Source organism: Albibacillus kandeliae (assembly GCF_003116585.1).
GTDB lineage: Bacteria > Pseudomonadota > Alphaproteobacteria > Rhodobacterales > Rhodobacteraceae > Albibacillus > Albibacillus kandeliae.
Window position 1 is genome coordinate 168806 of record NZ_QEHM01000006.1, and the last position, 14971, is coordinate 183776.

11 protein-coding genes are annotated in these 14971 nt (G+C 66.4%); 6 read left to right on the top strand and 5 right to left on the bottom strand.

Annotated elements, in window-relative coordinates:
* Positions 1-17: 17 nt before the first annotated feature.
* Positions 18-1550, bottom strand: a complete 1533-nt coding sequence (locus DDT93_RS14175; RefSeq protein WP_109466506.1) for an acyl-CoA carboxylase subunit beta — start codon at positions 1548-1550, stop codon at positions 18-20.
* Positions 1551-1788: 238 nt separating this feature from the next.
* Here DDT93_RS14175 and DDT93_RS14180 point away from each other — a divergent pair, with 238 nt between their 5' ends.
* The 3 genes from DDT93_RS14180 (at position 1789) to DDT93_RS14190 (ending at position 5876) form a co-directional block, all read left to right on the top strand.
* The gene (locus DDT93_RS14180) at positions 1789-3045 is read left to right on the top strand and encodes a M10 family metallopeptidase C-terminal domain-containing protein (RefSeq protein WP_109466507.1); all 1257 of its coding nucleotides are present in this window, start codon (positions 1789-1791) and stop codon (positions 3043-3045) included.
* A 140-nt stretch (positions 3046-3185) separates the two neighbouring features.
* Positions 3186-4400, top strand: a complete 1215-nt coding sequence (locus DDT93_RS14185) for a multidrug effflux MFS transporter (protein ID WP_109466508.1) — start codon at positions 3186-3188, stop codon at positions 4398-4400.
* A 75-nt stretch (positions 4401-4475) separates the two neighbouring features.
* Positions 4476-5876, top strand: a complete 1401-nt coding sequence (locus tag DDT93_RS14190; protein ID WP_109466834.1) for a helix-turn-helix domain-containing protein — start codon at positions 4476-4478, stop codon at positions 5874-5876.
* Positions 5877-5883: 7 nt separating this feature from the next.
* Here DDT93_RS14190 and DDT93_RS14195 read toward each other — a convergent pair whose 3' ends face one another.
* Entirely contained in the window at positions 5884-6714 is an 831-nt protein-coding gene (locus DDT93_RS14195) for a methyltransferase domain-containing protein (protein ID WP_109466509.1), read from the bottom strand.
* A gap of 168 nt (positions 6715-6882) precedes the next feature.
* Between DDT93_RS14195 and DDT93_RS14200 the strand changes: the two genes are divergently transcribed.
* On the top strand, positions 6883-8673 hold the full coding sequence (locus DDT93_RS14200) for an aminopeptidase P family protein (protein WP_109466510.1): 1791 nt from the start codon (positions 6883-6885) through the stop codon (positions 8671-8673).
* A 70-nt stretch (positions 8674-8743) separates the two neighbouring features.
* A complete protein-coding gene (locus DDT93_RS14205) occupies positions 8744-9088 on the top strand; it encodes a DUF427 domain-containing protein (RefSeq protein ID WP_109466511.1) in 345 nt (114 codons plus the stop codon).
* Between the two features lie 71 nt (positions 9089-9159).
* On the opposite strand, the gene DDT93_RS14210 is transcribed toward DDT93_RS14205, so the two are convergent.
* A complete protein-coding gene (locus tag DDT93_RS14210; protein ID WP_109466512.1) occupies positions 9160-10812 on the bottom strand; it encodes a chloride channel protein in 1653 nt (550 codons plus the stop codon).
* A gap of 189 nt (positions 10813-11001) precedes the next feature.
* Entirely contained in the window at positions 11002-12777 is a 1776-nt protein-coding gene (locus tag DDT93_RS14215; protein WP_109466513.1) for a chloride channel protein, read from the bottom strand.
* Positions 12778-12953: 176 nt separating this feature from the next.
* Between DDT93_RS14215 and DDT93_RS14220 the strand changes: the two genes are divergently transcribed.
* On the top strand, positions 12954-13514 hold the full coding sequence (locus DDT93_RS14220) for a hypothetical protein (RefSeq protein WP_109466514.1): 561 nt from the start codon (positions 12954-12956) through the stop codon (positions 13512-13514).
* Here the strand turns inward: DDT93_RS14220 and DDT93_RS14225 are convergent, their stop codons facing one another.
* Complete coding sequence (locus DDT93_RS14225) at positions 13515-14969, bottom strand: pyridoxal phosphate-dependent decarboxylase family protein (RefSeq protein ID WP_109466515.1); 1455 nt, start codon at positions 14967-14969, stop codon at positions 13515-13517.
* Positions 14970-14971: the final 2 nt, after the last annotated feature.

Consider the following 14971-nt stretch of genomic DNA (forward strand, 5'->3'; position numbering starts at 1 on the left):
CCCGGAGGACACCCCGCTCAGAGCGGGATGTTGTTGTGCTTCTTCCAGGGGTTCTCGAGCTTCTTGTTGCGCAGCGAGGCAAAGGCCCGGCACACCCGCCGACGGGTCGAATGCGGCATGATCACCTCGTCGATGAAACCGCGCTCGGCCGCCACGAAGGGGTTCGCGAACCGGTCCTCGTAGACCCTGGTGTGCTGCGCGATCTTCTCTGCATCGCCCAGGTCGGCGCGATAGATGATCTCGGTCGCCCCCTTGGCCCCCATCACCGCGATCTCGGCAGTGGGCCACGCATAGTTGAAGTCGCCGCGCAGGTGCTTGGAGGCCATCACGTCATAGGCCCCGCCATAGGCCTTGCGGGTAATCACCGTGACCTTCGGCACCGTCGCCTCGCCATAGGCGAACAGCAGCTTGGCCCCGTGCTTGATCACGCCGCCATATTCCTGCGTCGTCCCGGGCAGAAAGCCCGGCACGTCCACAAAGGTCAGGATCGGGATTTCGAAGCAGTCGCAGAAGCGCACGAAACGCGCGGCCTTCTTCGAGGAGTCGATGTCGAGACATCCCGCCAGCACCATCGGCTGGTTCGCGACCACGCCCACGGTCTGCCCTTCAAGCCGCATGAAGCCGGTGATGATGTTCTTCGCGTGCTCCTGCTGAATCTCGTAGAAATCGCCCTCGTCCGCGACTTTGAGAATCAGTTCCTTCATGTCGTAGGGCGTGTTCGCATTCTCGGGAATCAGGGTGTCGAGACTGTTGTCGATGCGGCCCGGCTCGTCGAAAAACGGCCTCACAGGCGGTTTCTCGCGGTTGTTCAGCGGCAGGAAATCGACCAGCCGGCGCACTTCGGCCAGCGCCTCGACGTCGTTCTCGAACGCCCCGTCGGCCACGGAGGACTTCTTGGTATGGGTCGAGGCACCGCCCAGTTCCTCGGCCGTGACGACCTCGTTGGTGACCGTCTTCACCACGTCGGGGCCGGTCACGAACATGTAAGAGGTATCCTTCACCATGAAGATGAAGTCGGTCATCGCCGGAGAGTAAACAGCACCGCCCGCGCAGGGGCCCATGATCACGCTGATCTGGGGCACCACGCCGCTGGCCATGATGTTGCGCTGGAACACGTCCGCATACCCGGCGAGCGAGGCAACGCCCTCCTGGATGCGCGCGCCGCCGGAATCGTTCAGCCCGATGACCGGCGCGCCGTTCTGCACCGCCATGTCCATGATCTTGCAGATTTTCTGCGCGTGGGTCTCGGACAGCGAGCCGCCGAAAACGGTGAAATCCTGACTGAAGACATAGACCATCCGGCCGTTGACCGTGCCCCAGCCGGTGACCACGCCGTCGCCATAGGGTCGGTCCTGCTCCATCCCGAAGTCGGTGCAGCGATGGGCCACGAACATGTCGAATTCCTCGAAGCTGCCTTCGTCCAGCAGCAGCTCGATCCGCTCGCGCGCGGTCAGCTTGCCACGGCCGTGCTGCGCATCGATCCGACGCTGTCCGCCGCCCTCACGGGCGCGCTCGCGGCGGTTTTCCAGCTCGGTCAGGATATCTTTCATGTGCGTGCGTCCCCTCTGAATGTGGCGCGAGCATATCGACAATCGATCGCGCCCCATAGGAATTTCTGGCAAATTTGCAAACGAAATGCTTTGCGCGAGAGGTGACTTGCAAAGTCGCAAATCCGCCGATCGTGGCAATCCTAAGGAAAACCTGGCTGCAGCCGGTCATACAATCGCCTAATCTCCCCGGCAAAAGGGCCGAAATGGAAACAGGCCCCTACCCTGAGGATTCGAGCTGATGGCAAAACCCAACCTGGCCGCAATGCAATTTTCGTTCATCGCGGATTCCGACGCGATCAACACGACCAGTTCCACCCCCTACACGATCACCTACCAGTTCGCGACCACCAGCCAGCCGAACGACCTGCCCACCAGCTCTGAATATGACGGTTGGACGGCAATGACTGCCGCCGAGAAAGCGGCAATCCAGCAGGTCTTCGACATCCTCGAGACCTTCCTCAACGTCGAATTCGTCGAAGTGACGGGAAAGAGCGACCCGGACCTCAACCTCGGCAAGGTCGACCTCGACGCAGGGATCTCGGGCTATGGTGGCCTCTCTGTCAGCTACTTTGGAACCGGGATCGGAACCTGGGACGGTTACGCCGTCTTCGACAACGCGCTCGACCTCAGCGACAGCGATCAGTTCAACCTGCTGCTGCACGAGATCGGCCACGCCCTCGGCCTCAAACACCCGTTCGACGGCGACACCGCGCTCTCCGATGCCTACGACACCAACAAGTACACGGTGATGTCCTATGACGACAATCCGGACACCGGAGGGCTGAGCGACACCTACATGCTCTACGATGTCTATGCGCTGCAGGACATCTGGGGATCGGCGTCCTACAACAAGGGCGCGACGACCTACACCGGCCCGCGCACCGACACCGTCGACGTGATCTGGGACACCGGCGGCAAGGACACCTTCGATGCGTCCTCCTATTCCAACGACGTCACGCTGGACCTGCGCGGCGGCCAATTCTCGCAGTTCGGCGACTACGAGGACGTGGTGATCGCCTATGGCACCAAGATCGAGAATGCCACCGGCGGCAGCGGCGATGACACCATCATCGGCAACCTGCTGGACAACATCCTGATCGGCGGCGAGGGCCGCGATATTCTGCGCGGCCGCAACGGCGACGATACCATTCAGGGTGGCACCCAGGGCGACCGCCTGTCCGGCAACCTCGGCAACGACACGCTGAGCGGTCAGGGCGGGCGCGACAAGCTGAACGGCGGCCAGGGCGACGACCTGCTCTACGGCGGCGCGGGCAAGGACAAGTTCGTCTTCGGCCTCGGCTATGACAACGACCAGATCCTCGACTTCCAGGATGGCCTGGACCGGATCAAGTTCAACGATCTCGGCACCGTTGAAGACGTGCTGGGATACGCCACGCAGGATGGCGACAACGTCGTGTTCGATTTCGGCGACGGCGACAGCCTGACGGTCTGGAACACCACCATCGCCGCAGTCAGCGACGATATCTTCGTCTGACGTCGCGGCCCGTCCGGGCCCGGAGTTGGACTCATTCCAGGTTAAGCATTGGCCCGGCCCATCGGTCGGGCTATATGCGTTTTCATAAATCCTTTCCGCCAGGATGGGACTTCCACCAATTTGATTGCAGCCGTCCCCACATGTCCGATTCCGTCACTGTCCGTTTTCTGGACAGAACCACCGCTCCCCATGTCTCCACGCTGATCTTCGTCGCGGGCCTGTCGGCACTGGCGATGAACATCTTCCTGCCCAGCCTCAACGACATGGCCGAGTACTTCGACGCGGACTACGGGCTGCTGCAACTCTCGGTCGCGCTCTACCTCGCGGTGAACGCCGGGCTGCAGATGCTGATCGGCCCCATCTCGGACCGGTTCGGGCGGCGGCCGATCATCCTCGGCGGCTGCGTCATCTTCCTGCTCGCCACGCTCGGCTGCCTGTTCGCCACCTCGGCCTTTACCTTCCTTGCCTTCCGCATGTGCCAGTCCTGCGTCGCCGTGGCGATGGTGCTCAGCCGGGCGGCGGTGCGCGACATGTATACCGCCGACAAGGCGGCCAGCATGATCGGCTACGTCACGATGGGCATGGCCGTGGTGCCGATGATCGGGCCGGTGATCGGTGGCCTGCTGGGGCAGGCTTTCGGCTGGCACGCCTCCTTCTGGCTGCTCTTCGTGCTCGGGGTGCTGACCGTCGGGCTGGTCTACCTCGACTTCGGCGAGACCGCGAAGAAAAGCACCAAGTCCCTCGTGGCGCAGTTCCGCGACTACCCCGAACTGCTGACCTCGCCGCGCTTCTGGGGCTACTCGCTGGCCTGCGGCTTTTCCTCGGGCTCGTTCTTCGCCTACCTCGGCGGCGCGCCCTTCGTCGGGAACGAGGTCTATGGCCTCAATCCCGCCCAGTTGGGCCTGTCCTTCGGCGCCCCGGCCATCGGCTATTTCTCGGGCAACTTCGTCACCGCCCGCTTCGCCGTGCGCTACGGCATCAACCGCATGGTGTTCTGGGGCAGCCTCATCATCTGCCTCGGCGTCGCACTGGCCCTATTGCTCTCGACGATCGGCATCGACAGCGCGCTGACCTTCTTCGGCTGCATGATCCTCGTCGGCCTCGGCAACGGCATGTGCATCCCGAACGCCACCGCAGGCGCGCTCTCGGTCCGTCCGCATCTCGCCGGAACCGCCTCGGGCCTCAGTGGCGCGATCATGCTCGGCGGCGGCGCGGCACTCAGTGCATTGGCGGGCGCGATGCTCACCCCCGGCAGCGGCGCCTCGCCCCTGCTCTGGATCATGCTCGGCACCTCCGCGCTCGGCTTCGCCTCCATCCTGCTGGTCATCTTCCGCGAGCGTCAGCTGGGTCTCTGACCCCTTGCCGGGCACGCTTTGCAAACATACCCTGCCGACGTCGCAAACCTGCAAAGCGACGTTGGAGGGATGCCCGTGGCCAACCAGAAGCTCTACGCCGGTGCCAAGCTGCGCGAGATGCGCGCGCGCTTCAGCCTGACCCAGAAGGATTTCGCCGCCAAGCTGGGCGTCTCCCTGCCCTACCTGAACCAGATGGAGAACAACAACCGTCCGGTCTCGACCACGGTCGTCCTCGCCCTTGCGCAGGAATTCGGGATGGATGTTACCGAGCTGACCAGCGGCGACAGCGAGCGCCTTGTCAGCGACATGCGCGAGGCGCTGGCCGATCCGGTCTTTGCCGACAGCGCGCCGCCCGTGGCCGACCTGCGGCTCGCCGCCTCCAACGCCCCCGCCCTCGCCCGCGCCTTCATCGAACTCCACCGCGCCTACCGCCGGATGCACGAACGCCTCGCCTCGCTCGACGAGGCGCTTGGCCGTGACGACGCCCGCCTTCAGGCCAGCCCCTGGGACGAGGTCCGCGACTTCTTCCACTACTGCGACAACTACATCGACGCGATGGACCGCGCCGCCGAAAGCCTCTCGGCCCAGGCCCAGGACGGGCAGAGCATCCGCGACGTCGCCCTTGCCCGCCTCGCCCGGCTCGGGATCACGGTGGAAGTGGCCGAGGGCGAGTCGCTGCGCCGTTTCGATCCGCGCGCGCGGGTCCTGCACATCTCGTCGCGCGCCACGCCCTCGACCCAGACCTTCCAGCTGCTGCTGCAACTGGCCCTGCTCGAACATGACAAGCTGATCGAGGCGACCCTCGATTTCGCCCGCTTCCACAGCGAAGAGGCACGTGCCATCGCCAAGATCGGGCTCGCCAACTACTTCGCCGGGGCGGCCCAGATGCCCTACAGCGCCTTCCTTGCCGCCGCGCAGGAATGCCGCCACGATCTCGAAATCCTCTCGGCCCGGTTCGGCGCCTCGGTCGAACAGGTCGCGCACCGCCTCTCGACCCTGCAGCGCCCCGGCAACAAGGGGATCCCTTTCTTCTTCGTCCGCGTCGATCAGGCCGGCACCATCACCAAGCGGCACAGCGCCACCCGCCTCCAGTTCGCGCGCTTCGGCGGGGCCTGCCCCCTGTGGAACGTGCATCGCGCTTTCGAAACCCCCGGCCGCTTCCTGCTGCAACTGGCCGAAACCCCGGACGGCGTGCGGTACATCAGCCTTGCACGGGACGTGTCCAAGTCCGGCGGCTCCTACGGGGCGCCGGTCCGCCGCTACGCCATTTCGCTGGGCTGCGAGGTGCGCCACGCCGACAGCCTCGTCTATGCCGACAACCTCGACGTCACCAATGCCTCGGCCTTCGAACCCATCGGCATTTCCTGCCGCATCTGCGAGCGCAAGACCTGCCACCAGCGCTCGGTCCCGCCGCTCGAACGGCGGCTGACCATCAACAACGACGAGCGCGGCGTGCTGCCCTACCAGGTGGGCTGATCCGGCCTCAGATCGCGGTGGCCGAGATTACGACAGAAGGCAGCGGCACGGTCCACGGCCCCACCTCGCCCAGTTCCTTCCGGACCCGCGCCGCCACTGCCGCGCGGATGGCCGCCGCGTTCGCCTCGGGCTGGCGGCCCAGCAGCGCCGCGCCCCGCACCGTTCCCTCAAGGAAATGGTCATAGGGCGCGCCAGGGTCGTCCACCGTCCAGACGCTGGGCACGTAATCGAAGTTGATGCGCGAGAACCCGGCCTCTTCCAGCGCCGGAATCGCGAAGGAGCGCACCGCGAAATCGCTGGGGCCCGGCCCCGGCGGCAGGGCAAGCGCCGGATCGCCGTACTGTTCTGCGGCCTCGAAGACATAGGTCAGCGCGCTGGCCACGTCCTGCCCGTCCCAGACAGAGAAGGCGAGTCTGCCGCCCGGTCGCAGCACCCGCCGCGCCTCGGCCAGCGCAACCGCCGGGTCGGGAACGTGCGCGATGCCGAACCCGATGGTGACCGCGTCAAAGCGGGCGTCGCCAAAGGGCAGTTGCATGGCATTGCCGGGAATGAAGGTCGCCGCCGGGACCCGCGCCCGCGCCAGTTCAAGCATGGCGGGCGAGAAATCCAGCCCCGTCACATGGGCCTCGACCCGGATCAGCGCCTCGGTGACGATCCCGTGTCCGCAGCAGATGTCGAGCGCATCGTCCCCCCGCCCCGCGCCGGATTGCGCCACCAGCGTCGGCACCGATTGCAGCGCCGCGAGCGTGAATTCCCTGGCATAGCCCTGCACGACATCCGGGCGGGCCCAGATGTCTTTCTCCAGTGCCGCGAAATCCCCGTGCTTCGCTCTGTCCATGGACGGTCCGGGCTGTAATTACCTACCAGATATTCAATTGTTCGAAATTTCGCCGATGTTCGGCATCCTCCAAGCATAGCAAAGATTTCACGTTGTGTCTCGAAGGGCTTGCGTTCCCGGGGCGTTCGCGTTTCCCTCCGCCCGACAACCAAGTTCCGGGAGAGCACAATGTTCCAGAGTTTCGAGGTATCCGCCCGCCCCGAGCAGGGCCCCCCGCGCCTGCAGGCGCTGCGCTCAGAACTTGCAAAGGACGGGCTCGACGGGTTCCTCGTGCCCCGCGCCGACGTCCACCAGGGCGAATACGTGGCCGAGCGCGACGCCCGCCTGGCATGGCTCACCGGCTTCACCGGCTCGGCCGGGTTCTGCGCCGCCCTGACCCACATCGCCGGGGTCTTCATCGATGGCCGCTACCGCACGCAGGTCAAGGCGCAGGTCGCCGATGTCTACACCCCGGTCCCCTGGCCCGACGTGTCGCTCTCCGAATGGCTCATCCAGCAGCTTCCGGACGGCGGCAAGGTCGGGTTCGACCCCTGGCTGCATACCGTCGGCCAGGTCGAGGGCTGGGACAGCGAGCTCGACGGAACCGGCATCGAGATGGTGCCGACCGACAACCTCGTGGACCGCATCTGGTCCGACCAGCCCGCCCCGCCGATGAACCCGGTCAAGGCCCATCCGATCGAGTTCGCCGGGGAAAGCGCCACCGACAAATGCGCCCGCCTCGCCGCCGAACTGCGCAGGGCCCGCCAGGACGCCGCGGTGATCACCCAGCCCGACTCGGTGATGTGGCTGCTGAACATCCGCGGCTCCGATATCGAACGCAATCCGCTGGCCCATTGCTTTGCCATCCTGCACGCGGACGCCAGCGTCGATCTCTTCATCGCCGCCGCCAAGCTCGCCGAGCTTGGCGACCATCTCGGCGCCACAGTCACGGTGCACCCGCCCGAGGCTTTCGTCGATGCCCTCTCCGCCCTCTCGGGCCGCATCCGCGTCGACAAGACCACCGCGCCGCAGGGCGTGGCCGACGCGCTCGGCTCCCGCATGGTGGCGGGCAGCGACCCCTGCGCCCTGCCCAAGGCCCGCAAGAACGCCGCCGAGATCGAGGGCACCGTCCAGGCCCACCTGCGCGACGCCGCCGCGATGATCGAGTTCCTCGCGTGGCTCGACGATCAGCCCGCCGGGAGCCTGACCGAGATCGACGTGGTGACCCACCTCGAAGCCTGCCGCCGCAAGGACAACGCCCTGCAGGACATCAGTTTCGAGACCATCGCGGGCACCGGCCCCAACGGCGCGATCATGCACTACCGCGTCACCGAAGAGACCAACAGCCGCCTCGAGGACGGCCACCTGATCGTGGTCGACAGCGGCGGCCAGTATCTCGACGGAACCACCGACATCACCCGCACCGTCGCCATCGGCGTGCCGGGCGACGAGGAACGCCGCGCCTTTACCCGCGTGCTGCAGGGCATGATCGGCATGTCGCGGCTGCGCTGGCCCACCGGCCTCGCCGGGCGCGATATCGAGATGATCGGCCGCCTGCCGCTCTGGATGGCAGGGCAGGACTTCAACCACGGTCTCGGCCACGGCGTCGGCGCCTATCTCAGCGTCCACGAAGGCCCACAGCGCCTCAGCAAGGTCAGCTCGGTCCCGCTGGAACCCGGTATGATCCTCTCGAACGAGCCCGGCTACTACCGCGAGGGCGCCTTTGGCATCCGCATCGAGAACCTGCTGGTGGTGCGCGAGGCCGACCCGCTTCCGGGCGGCGACCCCGAGCGCAACTTCCTCGACTGGCTGACCCTGACCTGGGTGCCCATCGACCGCCGTCTGATTGTGACCGAGATGCTCAGCCGCGAGGAACGCGACTGGCTCAACGCCTATCATCATGACGTTAGGGAAAAAATCGGACCGCGGGTGGGCAAGGCTGCCAATCTATGGTTGGATGCCGCGGCTGCCCCCCTCTAGAAACATGCTCGTGACATGAACGTGTTACAGGCACAGGGCAGGACATCACGGTGAATGGGGAGAACGTCAGATGGCCGATCATATCAAAATCCGCAGGGCAGCCGGCAAATGGACTGTCCGGTCCGGTGGCGCCGTGCTGGGAGAATCCACGAACGCCCTTGAACTGACGGAGGGGGATTACCCCCCGGTCATCTACTTCCCGCGCGAAGACATCGCGATGGCCTTCCTCGATCGCTCCGACCACAGTACCCATTGCCGCTGGAAGGGTGACGCGAGCTACTACTCCATCGTCACCCGCTCCACCACGCACGAGAACGCGGCTTGGAGCTACGAGGACCCGTTCGAGGCCGTGGCCGAGATCAAGGGCCATCTCGCCTTCTATCCCAGCGACGCGGTGACCGTCGAAGAGATCTGAGCGACAGGCCCGGCACGTCCGGGCCTTCGTCTTTCTGGCCAGGGCGTTCGTTGCCCCACCGCCGCCGCGACTCAGGAATGTTCTTCCTTCGCCGTCGCCGCCAGCACCCGGTTGTAGGCCTTCAGCGCGTCGATGTGATAAAGCGCGCCGATCAGTTCGGGCGCATCGCTTCCACTCCCCGCGACCACCGGAACAAAGGCAAGGTCCCGGCTTTCGAACAGCGGCATCGCGGCTTCCAGCGTGGCCGAGGCGTCGATCAGGACGCCCTCCGCCATCAGCGCGCGGCAACTCTCCTCGTCAGCGCCCCGCGCGCTGCCCAGCGGGCGCATGACCGCCCCCGCGCGCAGCAGCGCCAGCAGGTAGGCGGGCCCGCGCGCAAGGTGAATGCGCCGCCGCGCCAGCTGAGTCAGAAAGAACGACCGGTCCACCAGCCGCGAGGCCAGCGCAGTCGAGAGTGAGACGGACACCATCAGCGCCAGCCCGGTCTGCCAGTCGCCGGTCAGTTCGAAAACGATCAGCGTGGTCGAGATCGGCGCCCCGAGCACGGCGGCGGCCACCGCCCCCATGCCCGCCAGCGCATAGAGCGTTTCGGATCCCGACACCTCGGGAAAGATCGCCGTGGCAACGATCCCGAAGACGAGCCCGGTCAGCGCCCCCATCATCAGCGAGGGCGAAAAGACCCCGCCCCCCATGCGCCCGCCGATGGTGATCGAGACAGCGATGGCCTTGATCACCGCAAAGACGATCGCATCGTGCAGCAACAACTGCCCCGTCAGCGCGGCCGAAGTGGTCTCGTACCCCACGCCGATGACATGCGGAAACCGGATCGCCAGCAGCCCCAGCAGCAACCCGGCCACGGCGGGGCGCAGCACCGGCGGCATGTGCAGCAGCTTCTGCACCCGGTCCCCCACGGTCTCCGCCCAGAAGATCGACCGCATCAGCGCCACCGCCACAAGCCCCGAGATCAGGCCCAACAGCAGGTAGGCAGGCAGCTCGCCGTAGAACTCCAGCACGCTCGCCTCGGGCAGCGTGAACTCGGTGACATCGCCAAAGGCCAGCCGGTTCACCACCGTCCCCGCGACCGAGGCGATGACGATGGGCGCATAGGCCGAAATCGCGAAATGCCGCAGGATCACTTCCATGGCAAAGAGCGATCCGGCGATCGGCGCGTTGAACGAGGCCGAGACCGCCGCCGCCACCGCGCAGCCCAGCAGGTCGCGCGCGGTCACCCCGTCATAGCGCAGCCGGTCCGACACCCATGTCGCCAGCACCCCGGCCATGTGCACCACCGGCCCCTCCCGCCCCGACGAGCCGCCGGAGCTGAGCGTGATCCACGACGCCACCGCCGAGGCAAGCCCCGCCCTGATCTCGACCCGGCCATCCTTCAGCGCGGCCCCCTCGATCACGTCGGCGACCGAGCGCACCCGGCCATCATCGGTAAAGCGGTTCAGGATGATCCCCACCACAAGGCCACCGACAACCGGGATCAGGAGCACCATGTACCACGGCAGCGTGCCTGCGTGGCTGTGCAGGTGCAGGACGTCCTCGGTGCGATAGAGGGTCGATTGCAGCCAGTCGATTCCCATGCGGAACACCATCGAGGCACAGCCCGCCCCGGTGCCGATCAGCAGCGCGATCAGCCAGAACCGGAACTGCGCCGGCCCGCGACGCCGCAGCATCACCCAGCCCTTGCGAAGCTCGCCCGGCAGCGGCGTGCGCCCCATGTGCCTGTGCGACCTCAACGCGCGGCCCGCGCCGCTCGGGCACTCTCAGCCCTGCCGCACCGCCGGTTGATCCGCCCCTGCCGCTCTACCATGTCGACCTCTCACACGCCGTGTCACGGGCACAGGATAGCGGCAGCGACCGATACCTTGTCCACCCGAAACTCCACGGAAATCACCCGCTTGCGCGCGTCAGCTCCGGTAATCCCGCAGAACCGAGGCGGCAATGGCATCGCGCGTCAGCACGCCGATCACGTTCTCGGCCCTCGGCATCGCCTTCTCGGGCAGAACCAGCAGCGCCGCGTGGTCGCGGTCCGCCATCAGGGTCATCGCGCTCTGCAGAAAGCTCGACTCCTGCGCATAGCCGACCGGCGCGATGATCGGACCGTGGCGCTTGGTCGGATCCTCGGGGTGCACCCGCACGATCCCGACCACATGGCGGCCCTCGGTCACCACCGCATAGACCCGCTCGGCTCCCAGTTCGGTATCGACGACACCGCTGCTGCCCAGGTCGGATTTCTCCAGCACCGCAACGGCGGGCATCATCAGCTCGCGGATGCGCCGGATCGAGAAGCTGTGCGAACGGCTCTCGCGCGGAATGTGGTGTCCCCGGCGGCTGAGCTTGGTGGTGTAGATGTCATCCTCCGACAGCCAGCGGCGCACGCCCACCGCGCAGACCACCGCGATGATCGCGGCAACGGTGATGGTGTAATCGCCGGTCATCTCGAACAGCATCATGATCGAGGTGATGGCGGCCCCGGTCGAGGCGCCCACGATCCCGGCCATCCCGATCAGCGCGAAGGTCACCGAGTGGAACCCGAGGTGCGGGAACATCAGGTCGAGCGCGCCGCCAAAGGCCCCGCCCAGCATCGCCCCGAGGAACAGAGAGGGCGAGAACACCCCGCCCGAGGCCCCTGCCCCCAGCGAGACCGAGGTGGCGATCATCTTCAGCACGAAAAGCAGGAGCAGAAAGCCCGGCGCGGCCAACTGGCCCGTCAGCACCGCCTCGATGGTGGCGTAGCCCACGCTCTCGGTGTGGTACTGACCGGTGGTCAGCAGCAGCACGTAGAACAGGATGCCCAGCGACAGCATCCCCAGCGCGTTCTTGAGGTAGGGATTGGCCTTCCAGCCGTCGAACAGGTCCTCGGTGCGGTACAGCACCTTGACGAACAGCCATGCGGCCACCCCGGCCAGCAGGCCGAAGATGACGTAGAGCGGCAGCATGTCGACCGACAGCGGCACGAAAACGTCGGGCCGGTTGTGCGCCGCGACGAGAAAGGCAGGCTCGATCCCGAAGGCCGCGCGCCCGACATAGGTCGCCGTCCCGGTGGCCAGAACCACGGGCAACAGCGTGCGCGCGCTGAACTCCGGCAGCATCAGCTCGACCGCGAACAGCACCGCGCCGAGCGGCGTGTTGAAGGTGGCGGCAATCCCCGCCCCCGCGCCGGCGGCCACCATGGTGATCACCTGCCAGCTGCGCAGCCGGAACATGCGCCCCAGCACCGAACCGATCCCCGAACCGATCTGGATGATCGGCCCCTCGCGCCCGACCGAAGCCCCCGATCCGATGGAGAGCGCCGAGGCCAGCGACTTGACCAGCACCACCTGCGGGCGGATGTGCCCGCCGCGGTAATAGATCGCGTCCATCACCTCGGGCACGCCGTGGCCCTTGGCCTCCGGCGCAAAGCGCCGCACCAGCCAGAGCACGATCGCCCCGCCCACCACCGGCGCAAGGATCACCAGCGGCCCGTAGGGCGCCGGCGGCGTCGGAATGTTGGCGTCGTAGTCGAACGAGAAGATCCCGAGGAAGAAGAAGTCGTGGATGACCGAGATCAGGTACCGCAGGACGATGGCCCCGATCCCCGTGACCACCCCGATTCCGATGGCGATGATCGACAGCGCGATGATCGAGACGTTTCGGTTGTCGGAGGGCGGGTTGACGAGGTCGCTTGTGGTTGTATCGGTCATCTTTGATGTGCAGCAATTGTGAAATCTGACGCGGAAGCCTATAGAGGCGGCGCGGCGGGCCCGGCAGTCCGAATGGTCGGGTCGCCCCCAGCTACGACTTTGAGGACGGCAATGCAAAGCCCTTCCGGTCGGAATTTCTGGGAAACATCACTGGTTTTGACGGAAAGGACCTCGAAATGGCGACCTCGGGACAATGGCGCACCTACCGGCCGGGCCGGGCGGAGCTCGCGTATCTCGGACTCTCGGTCGCCGCGATCGCCCTCTACTTCGGCGTCCTGCACACGCTCGACGGACGGGCCCAGACCTATTTCGAGGAGCTGCGCGAGTCCGATCCCGACCTCTACCTGTCCCAGCTGCGCGAAAGCCGCAGCTTCGAGGCCTACATCGAGGAATACCGCGTGATGAAGGGCTATGACACGTTCAAGCCCGCCGCGCCCAGCTTTCTCGTCGGCCGCTGGACCATGCGCTCCGAACCGCTGCGCCTGAACCCCGGCACCACCCTGTCGCAATGCAGCGACCCGATCACCTTCGACTACGGCATTCTCCTGATGCTCGAAACCGGCGGCGAGGCCCTGCGCGTCTCCTACGGGATCGAGGGGCAGAAGGTGATGGTCAAGGAAGCGGGCATCGCGACCTTCCCCGTCGACCTGATCAGCTACGGCGCCCGGCTCGACCACATCGAGTTCACGCCCCCGGGCGAGACCGAGAAGGTCTACGCCTACAACTGCGCCCGCTGATCAGCAGCGCGCGGCCAGCTCCGCGCCGATCCGACAGACCTCCCGCACCAGCAGATCGAGGTCCGACTGCCGGGTCCGGTGATTGGTCAGGTTCACCCGGATCGCCTTGACCCCGCCGATCATCGTCGTCGAGGGCGCGGCGATCCCCTGCTCCTGCAGTTCGATCACGATTTCCTCGTTCAGCGCATTCAGCGTCGTGTCGGGAATCGCGCCCGCTAGGAAGCGGAAACAGCAGATGTTCAGCGCCACCGGCGCCAGCCGTTCCAGCTCCGGTGTGGCATCGACAAGGCCGCCAAGGTAGCGCGCCTGCACGCAGTTGCGCGACACCACCTCGCCCAGCCGGGTCATGCCATGCTCGGCGATCTGCGCCCAGATCTTCAGCGCCCGGAACCCGCGTGACAGCTCTGGCCCGTATTCCACCGGCCAGGGGTTGCCCGCCGCCAGCCCGCGCTCGGCCCCGGCAAGGTAGTCGGGTCGGTCCGAGAACGCGCGCCGATGCGCCTCTTCCGAGCGGATCAGCACGAAACCCGCATCGTAGTTGACCTGCAGCCACTTGTGAAAATCGAAGGCAAGGCTGTCGGCCCGCGCGATCCCCGCCAGCCTCGGGCGGATGCCCTCGTCGAGGATCGCCAGCGCCCCGAAAGCCCCGTCGACGTGATACCACATGCCCTCACGCGCGGCGATGTCCGCGAGCCGGTCCAGATCGTCGATCGAGCCGAGGTTGACGCTCCCCGCCGTTCCGATCAGCGCGAAGGGCATCAGCCCCGCCGCCCGGTCGGCGCGGATCGCCTGTTCCAGCGCGTCGATATCGATCTCGAAGGCGGCATTGGTCGGAATCATCCGCAGCGCACCGGTGCCAAGGCCGAGAATATCAAAGGCCCGCGCGACACAGGCATGGGTCTGGGTCGAGGTATAGCCGACCAGCCCCGCACCGCCGACACCCTCCGCCCGCGCGCCAAAGCCGGTTGCCCGGTCGCGGGCCGCCTTCAGCGCCACCACCGTCGCCAGCGAGGTCCCCGAAACGATCAGCCCGCTGGCCTCCTCCGGAAAGCCGAACAGGCCGCGGCACCAGCGCACGACCTGCTTCTCGACATACATCGCGCCATGATCCCGCCCGCCAAGGTTGGCGTTCATCGCCGCAGCCGCGATCTCGGCCACCATGTTGCCCGGCGTCCCCGCCCCGTGCACCCAGCCGAAGAACCGGGGATGGGTATTGCCGACACCATAGGGCAGCAGCGCCGCGATCTGCTCTGCCACCGCGTCGCCCCCCTGCCCCTGCCACGGCAGGTCCCGTTCAAAGGATGTTTTCAGCGCCTCCGTCGGCGCGCGCCAGACTGGGCCTTCGCCCGCGCTCTCCATCCGCGAAATCGCGGCATCGAGAATGGCATGGGCCCGGCCCCGGAACGCCTCCCAGTCTTCGGGATCGAGAGAGCGGTCATCCGGGGTGTCGGTCATCG

What these genes read in the sequence shown, in the direction of transcription:
- DDT93_RS14195 (WP_109466509.1), bottom strand. Translation starts at nt 6,714, where the DNA reads ATGGACAGAGCGAAGCACGGGGATTTCGCGGCACTGGAGAAAGACATC.
- DDT93_RS14220 (WP_109466514.1), top strand. Translation starts at nt 12,954, where the DNA reads ATGGCGACCTCGGGACAATGGCGCACCTACCGGCCGGGCCGGGCGGAG.
- DDT93_RS14175 (WP_109466506.1), bottom strand. Translation starts at nt 1,550, where the DNA reads ATGAAAGATATCCTGACCGAGCTGGAAAACCGCCGCGAGCGCGCCCGT.
- DDT93_RS14185 (WP_109466508.1), top strand. Translation starts at nt 3,186, where the DNA reads ATGTCCGATTCCGTCACTGTCCGTTTTCTGGACAGAACCACCGCTCCC.
- DDT93_RS14200 (WP_109466510.1), top strand. Translation starts at nt 6,883, where the DNA reads ATGTTCCAGAGTTTCGAGGTATCCGCCCGCCCCGAGCAGGGCCCCCCG.
- DDT93_RS14215 (WP_109466513.1), bottom strand. Translation starts at nt 12,777, where the DNA reads ATGACCGATACAACCACAAGCGACCTCGTCAACCCGCCCTCCGACAAC.
- DDT93_RS14225 (WP_109466515.1), bottom strand. Translation starts at nt 14,969, where the DNA reads ATGACCGACACCCCGGATGACCGCTCTCTCGATCCCGAAGACTGGGAG.
- DDT93_RS14205 (WP_109466511.1), top strand. Translation starts at nt 8,744, where the DNA reads ATGGCCGATCATATCAAAATCCGCAGGGCAGCCGGCAAATGGACTGTC.
- DDT93_RS14180 (WP_109466507.1), top strand. Translation starts at nt 1,789, where the DNA reads ATGGCAAAACCCAACCTGGCCGCAATGCAATTTTCGTTCATCGCGGAT.
- DDT93_RS14210 (WP_109466512.1), bottom strand. Translation starts at nt 10,812, where the DNA reads ATGGGGCGCACGCCGCTGCCGGGCGAGCTTCGCAAGGGCTGGGTGATG.